At 65.1% G+C, this 5,375-nt stretch carries 6 protein-coding genes; 4 read left to right on the top strand and 2 right to left on the bottom strand.

Annotation, left to right across the window (positions count from 1 at the left end; genetic code table 11):
* Both AB0F91_RS46735 and AB0F91_RS46730 read right to left on the bottom strand, forming a co-directional pair.
* Positions 1–111: NAD(P)-binding protein (locus tag AB0F91_RS46735; protein ID WP_360608924.1), on the bottom strand; the 111-nt coding region annotated here is incomplete at its 3' end.
* A gap of 244 nt (positions 112–355) precedes the next feature.
* On the bottom strand, positions 356–727 hold the full coding sequence (locus AB0F91_RS46730; RefSeq protein WP_360608922.1) for a hypothetical protein: 372 nt from the start codon (positions 725–727) through the stop codon (positions 356–358).
* On the opposite strand from AB0F91_RS46730, the gene AB0F91_RS46725 reads away from it, so the two are divergent.
* From AB0F91_RS46725 to ctaD, 4 genes are all read left to right on the top strand, one after another.
* Positions 694–2,013, top strand: a complete 1,320-nt coding sequence (locus tag AB0F91_RS46725) for a serine/threonine-protein kinase (protein WP_360608920.1) — start codon at positions 694–696, stop codon at positions 2,011–2,013. The genes AB0F91_RS46730 and AB0F91_RS46725 overlap by 34 nt on opposite strands.
* A gap of 147 nt (positions 2,014–2,160) precedes the next feature.
* Complete coding sequence (locus AB0F91_RS46720; protein WP_360608918.1) at positions 2,161–2,340, top strand: hypothetical protein; 180 nt, start codon at positions 2,161–2,163, stop codon at positions 2,338–2,340.
* 216 nt (positions 2,341–2,556) lie between these two features.
* The gene (locus AB0F91_RS46715) at positions 2,557–2,805 is read left to right on the top strand and encodes a hypothetical protein (protein ID WP_360608916.1); all 249 of its coding nucleotides are present in this window, start codon (positions 2,557–2,559) and stop codon (positions 2,803–2,805) included.
* A 632-nt stretch (positions 2,806–3,437) separates the two neighbouring features.
* The gene (gene ctaD / locus AB0F91_RS46710; RefSeq protein WP_360608914.1) at positions 3,438–5,210 is read left to right on the top strand and encodes a cytochrome c oxidase subunit I; all 1,773 of its coding nucleotides are present in this window, start codon (positions 3,438–3,440) and stop codon (positions 5,208–5,210) included.
* Positions 5,211–5,375 lie beyond the last annotated feature (165 nt).

The following is a 5,375-nucleotide window of genomic DNA, read 5'->3' as shown; positions in this document are numbered from 1 at the left end:
GCCCTCGAACACCAACGGCTCGAGCTGCGCGCGCGCCGCGTAGACCGCGGCCGTGTAACCGGCGGGACCCGACCCGACGATGATCAAGTTCCTGACTTCCTCGGCAGCCACCCTGCCAGCGGAGTTCAGTCGCCCGTTCGATTCGGCCATACGCCCCTCTCCTCTGTACTGGTCTTCTGGTGGCGTCAGTCGACGATCCGTTCTTACCCCTGGCTGACGCCGACACACCCAGCTTGACCCGAACCAGAAGCAGACCCTCATCCGCATCTCCTTCGGGGCCTGTCCGGCGGTGTTTTCCCCCGGGGTGTCCTCCTCGGAAGCGCAGGCGCCCAACGCCACTGAGCCCAACGCAAACTCATCGGACGCATCCCGAATCGGACGGTTTCCCCTGCGGAGCGTGCCATTGCAGCGCGCCTGAGTGCACCCAGGTGCGGATTGCAACGAACTCCGTGCGGGTCCGGAAAGGACCCGTGACACTGATCATCCGGAAGGTGGGGTTCATGGCCAGAAGCACGCAGGCAAGCTCGCGAGCGTCCTCGGCGACGAACTCCGCGGGGCGAGACGGCGTTCGTCTGGACACCTGCTCGACTTTGAGGCCGGTGAAGCAGTCCAGCAGTGCACCCAGCCCGCCGGCGCCGAGCGTCAACGGCTCACCGCCGTGCCAGCGCACCTTGATGGTGCCGATCGCGGTCCATGGCTCCACCGAGGCTGCCACGGCCTCGGCCACTACACGGGACATCGTCAGGTTGCGGCGACGCCATGGCAGGCGGCAATACCTGGGTCGCAGCGTTTCGCGGTGGCGGGTATCGCGGAATTCCGGCTAACCGGCAGCAGGGTTTGGCGCCATCCGTGAAGACACCCCGGCCATCAAGCCCGATCGTCACACGTATGACGAAGCCTCTGGAGTCACCAGATCGGAGCCAACGCCCCGCGAAACCTCTGCTTTCAGCACTTGACCCGACACATGGTACCGACGCCGGCGACCACGGTGAGGACCATGCGACCGAGTGTGCCGGGCGTCTCGTGGCGGGCCGGTATCGAGTCGAGTCGCTACTGGCCCGCGGCGGAATGGCGCTGATCTGGCTCGCCGAGGACGAGTTCCTACTGCGGCAGGTCGCGCTGAAGCAAATCAACGTGAACGACCGCGCATCTGAGCAATCACGCAGAGCGGCTCGCGTGCTGGCACTCCGGGAGGCGCGTACCGCTGCGCAAGTGAACCACCCCGGCGTCGTCACGGTCTACGACGTGGTCAGGGACGACGACGAACCGTGGATCGTCATGGAACTGCTGCGGGGGCGGAGTCTGGCCGAAGCGCTCGACGCCGAGGGGCCGCTGCGGGTCGAGCAGGTGATCCACATCGGACTGAGCCTTCTCGACGTGCTGCGTGCCGTTCACCGGGCGGACATCGTGCATCGCGATGTCAAACCGGCCAATGTGCAGCTCTGCGATGGTGCGCGGGTGATGCTCACCGACTTCGGCATCGCGATCGCAACCGGCAGTGATTCACGAACTCAGATTTGCATGGCCGGCAGCCCGGGCTATGTCTCACCCGAACGGCTCCGCGGGGGCAAGGCCGGACCGGCGTCCGACCTTTTTTCACTCGGCGCAACGCTGTTCACCGCCGTCGAAGGTACGTCACCGTTCACCAGGGACAACATAGCCGCCACCCTCACCGCCGTGGCCGAGGAACCACCAGCCCCATTCTCGCGCGCCGGCCCATTGCGCCCGGTCATCGAGGGCCTCCTAGCCAAGGAGCCGAACCGACGACTGAACGCTGACCAGGCGTACACCCTCCTTCACGAAGCTGTTCACCTTGTCAACGAAGGCGAGCGGTACCGCGCCGGGTCAAGTCCTGCAGCTCCGGTCCAACCTGTCGAGCACGGCCCGGCCAGCGTCGGTGAGGCCAACGAACGCGCTGTCGACCAGCAGCGTGTCGCCGCCGATATCGACCGCGAGCGCGACCGGCGGTGGGAGCGGTCCGGCCGAAGGCCCCGCCGGGCCGTCACCAACTAGTTCAGCCGGCGTCACTCGCGTTATCACCATCATCGCGGCGGGCATTTCGGGCGGGAGGGTGGTGGGGCTGCCGGCTGGCCAGTTCCTCGGCATCCTCCTCGGCCGGCGTCTCACTTTCGCCACCGCTGCGGCAGCGACGCTGCTTGCGTGGTCGCGCAGACGGTCATACTGCCGGGCATTCCGCCGGACGGGCGTACGCACCTGCGTGATCTCGTGGGCGTCGTGACGGGGCGGGACGCCCGGTTCGGAATGGCGGCGGGCGCGGTGGTCTTCATCGGGCAGTTCACCGCCTGGACGTCCGCGATTTGGATGTCAAACTTCCGGTAGACGCAAGACGGAGAAGTAGCCGGGCTGACCATCAAGTGTTGCCGCACTCCGTCGCTGGTGTACGCCGACTTGGTCCCGGTGGAGCGTGTGGCCTTGTCGCACGCGGATGAGGATCTGCCTCTGGTTCGGGTCAAGCTGGTGTGCAGGCATCAGCCGCCGGTAAGAACCGATCGTCGACTGACGCCGACAAGAAGACCAGTACAGAGGAGAGGGCGTATGGCTGAATCCAGCGAGCGGCTGAACTCCGCCGGCAAGAATTTGCGAGTATCGAATGCCTCGGTGTGCGAGCTCGTCGCAAGCTCGAGCAGGCTTGGTCGTTCCGCTTCGCAGGGCTTAAGCGCCACGGAGGCGCTGGCGGGCGCAACATCCCCCGTGTCGACGAGCCTGGTACGCGAGCGGATCCGGGCGGCGAAGTCGGTCTGCTCGGCGATCACGAGCAACGTCGAGCGCGGCCCGCGACAGTGAGCCCGTCGCAGGGCCCGGGCCGATCTAGAATTTCCCACCACCCGCGGGCGGGCGCAGCTGCTCTTCGTCGCAGGTGTCAGTGGGCGCTCTGGTTGGCGCCAGCTGGCGTGGTCGAGTTCCCATGGGGTACAGCCCAGCCGCGTTGCGAGGGTGGCGAGCAGGTCGCGGGCTTCCGTCAGGCTCACCGCGCCGTCCTGGTTGAGGTGTCGGCCCCGGTGAGCATCCACAGGTAACTCATTCTGGCTGCGCGACCATGCCCAGGCACCGTTACCAAGCGGGTCTCCGCTTCAGCCAGCGCGGTAAGAGCGCCAAGTGGGTTCGGGAAGCACCCCTGACGGCCGATAACGAGCCAGGGCTCTGAGAGACCGGCTATGACGACCACGGTGACCCGTGGCAGGAAGAACGATACAAGGGCGACTGATGATCCTTCCCGCATCGTGGCAGAGAGCGACAGGACTGCAGTTCGTGCCCAAGACGTCTCGGACCAAGACCTGGAACCGGGTCCGGATTGAACGTTTCGGTCCGACAAGGTGAGTTCTCCACGAAAGGCCGGACCGGTGCCGTCGAACGGCTCCCAGCCTCCGGACCCGGGATCAAAAACCAAACAGTCCAGCATCCAGCCGGAGGAAGTCATGCCGACCATCACGCCCAGCCCGGTCGTAACGCGGCCCTATCGCACGCGCGTTTTCACGAAGGGCGCGGCGTTGCTTCGGTTGATGCGGACGACGGACCACAAGCAGATCGGCACCATGTACCTGGTCACCGCCTTCGCGTTTTTCATGGCGGGCGGGGCGATGGCGATGCTGATCCGCACGGAGCTGGCCCGGCCCGGGCTGCAGTTCTTGTCGCAGGAGCAGTACAACCAGCTGTTCACGATGCACGGCACGGTCATGTTGCTGATGTATGCGACCCCGGTCCTGTTCGGGTTCGCGAACTTCGTGCTGCCGCTGCAGATCGGTGCGCCGGACGTGGCGTTCCCGCGGCTCAACGCGTTCTCGTACTGGCTTTACCTCTTCGGCAGTCTGATCGTCATCTCGGGCTTCCTGACACCGGGGGGCGCGGCCGAGTTCGGCTGGACGGCTTACACGCCACTGTCGGAGGCCACCCACACTCCAGGACCCGGCACCGACATGTGGATCGCTGGCCTCATCGTGTCCGGTCTCGGCACGATCCTCGGTGCGGTCAACATGATCACTACCGTGGTCTGCCTGCGGGCGCCGGGCATGACGATGTACCGGATGCCCATCTTCACCTGGAACATCCTCATCACCAGCATCCTGATCCTCGTCGCCTTCCCGATCCTCACTGCCGCGTTCTTCGGCCTGGAGGCCGATCGCCGGTTGGGAGCGCACGTGTTCGACCCCGCCAACGGCGGGGCGATCCTCTGGCAGCACATGTTCTGGTTCTTCGGCCACCCCGAGGTGTACATCATCGCCCTGCCGTTCTTCGGGATCGTGTCGGAGATCTTCCCGGTGTTCAGCCGCAAGCCCCTCTACGGTTACAAGGGTCTGGTCTTCGCGACGCTGGCGATCGCAGCGCTCTCATTCTCCGTCTGGGCGCACCACCTGTACGCCACCGGCGCCGTGCTGTTGCCCTTCTTCTCCTTCATGACCTTCCTCATCGCCGTCCCCACTGGCGTGAAGTTCTTCAACTGGATCGGCACGATGTGGAAGGGCCAGCTGTCCTTCGAGACGCCGATGATCTTCGCCGTCGGCTTCCTGGTCACGTTCCTCCTTGGCGGCCTCACGGGTATCCTGCTGGCCGCTCCGCCCATCGACTTCCACGTGTCCGACACCTATTTCGTGGTGGCGCACTTCCACTACGTCCTCTACGGCACCATCGCGTTCGCCACCTTCGCCGGCATCTACTTCTGGTTCCCGAAAATCACGGGTCGGATGCTGGACGAAAGGCTGGGCAAGTGGCACTTCTGGACCACGTTCCTCGGCTTCCACGGCACGTTCCTGGTCCAGCACTGGCTGGGTGCCGAGGGCATGCCCCGCCGCTACGCCGACTACCTGAGCTCCGACGGGTTCACCACCCTGAACACGATCTCCACGATCGGCGCGTACATCCTCGGTGCGTCCACGCTGCCGTTCATCTGGAACGTGTTCAAGAGCTACCGCTACGGCGAGATCGTCACCGTCGATGACCCTTGGGGCTACGGCAACTCCCTCGAATGGGCCACGTCGTGCCCGCCGCCGCGGCACAACTTCACCGAACTGCCGCGCATCCGCTCCGAGCGCCCGGCCTTCGAGCTGCACTACCCGCACATGATCGAACGCATGCACGCCGAAGGCGAAATCGGCTTCTTCGGCAAACCCCGCAAAGGGGCCGCCCCATCGCAGAAGCTCGTGGACGCCACCATGCCGGGCGAGCACAGCAAGGACAACGCGAGCGAACGATGATCGCGTCCACCCTCGTCCACTCCGCATCCGGAGGAAGGGACGGCGCGGATGAAACCGCACTCGTCGCTGTTGGTCCAAAAAATACCAAGTTGTTCACAGTGAAATGGAGAATATGTGATGCGTGCTGCTGGTGTGCGTGAGATCGGCGGCCTGGTCGAGGTATTC

The sequence above is a fragment of the Amycolatopsis sp. NPDC023774 genome, from assembly GCF_040639695.1.
Lineage (GTDB): Bacteria > Actinomycetota > Actinomycetes > Mycobacteriales > Pseudonocardiaceae > Amycolatopsis.
Note: the sequence above shows the minus strand (reverse complement) of the source record. Positions and strands in the feature narration are given on the sequence as shown.

What these genes read in the sequence shown, in the direction of transcription:
- ctaD (WP_360608914.1), top strand. Translation starts at nt 3,438, where the DNA reads ATGCCGACCATCACGCCCAGCCCGGTCGTAACGCGGCCCTATCGCACG.
- AB0F91_RS46715 (WP_360608916.1), top strand. Translation starts at nt 2,557, where the DNA reads ATGGCTGAATCCAGCGAGCGGCTGAACTCCGCCGGCAAGAATTTGCGA.
- AB0F91_RS46725 (WP_360608920.1), top strand. Translation starts at nt 694, where the DNA reads ATGGCTCCACCGAGGCTGCCACGGCCTCGGCCACTACACGGGACATCG.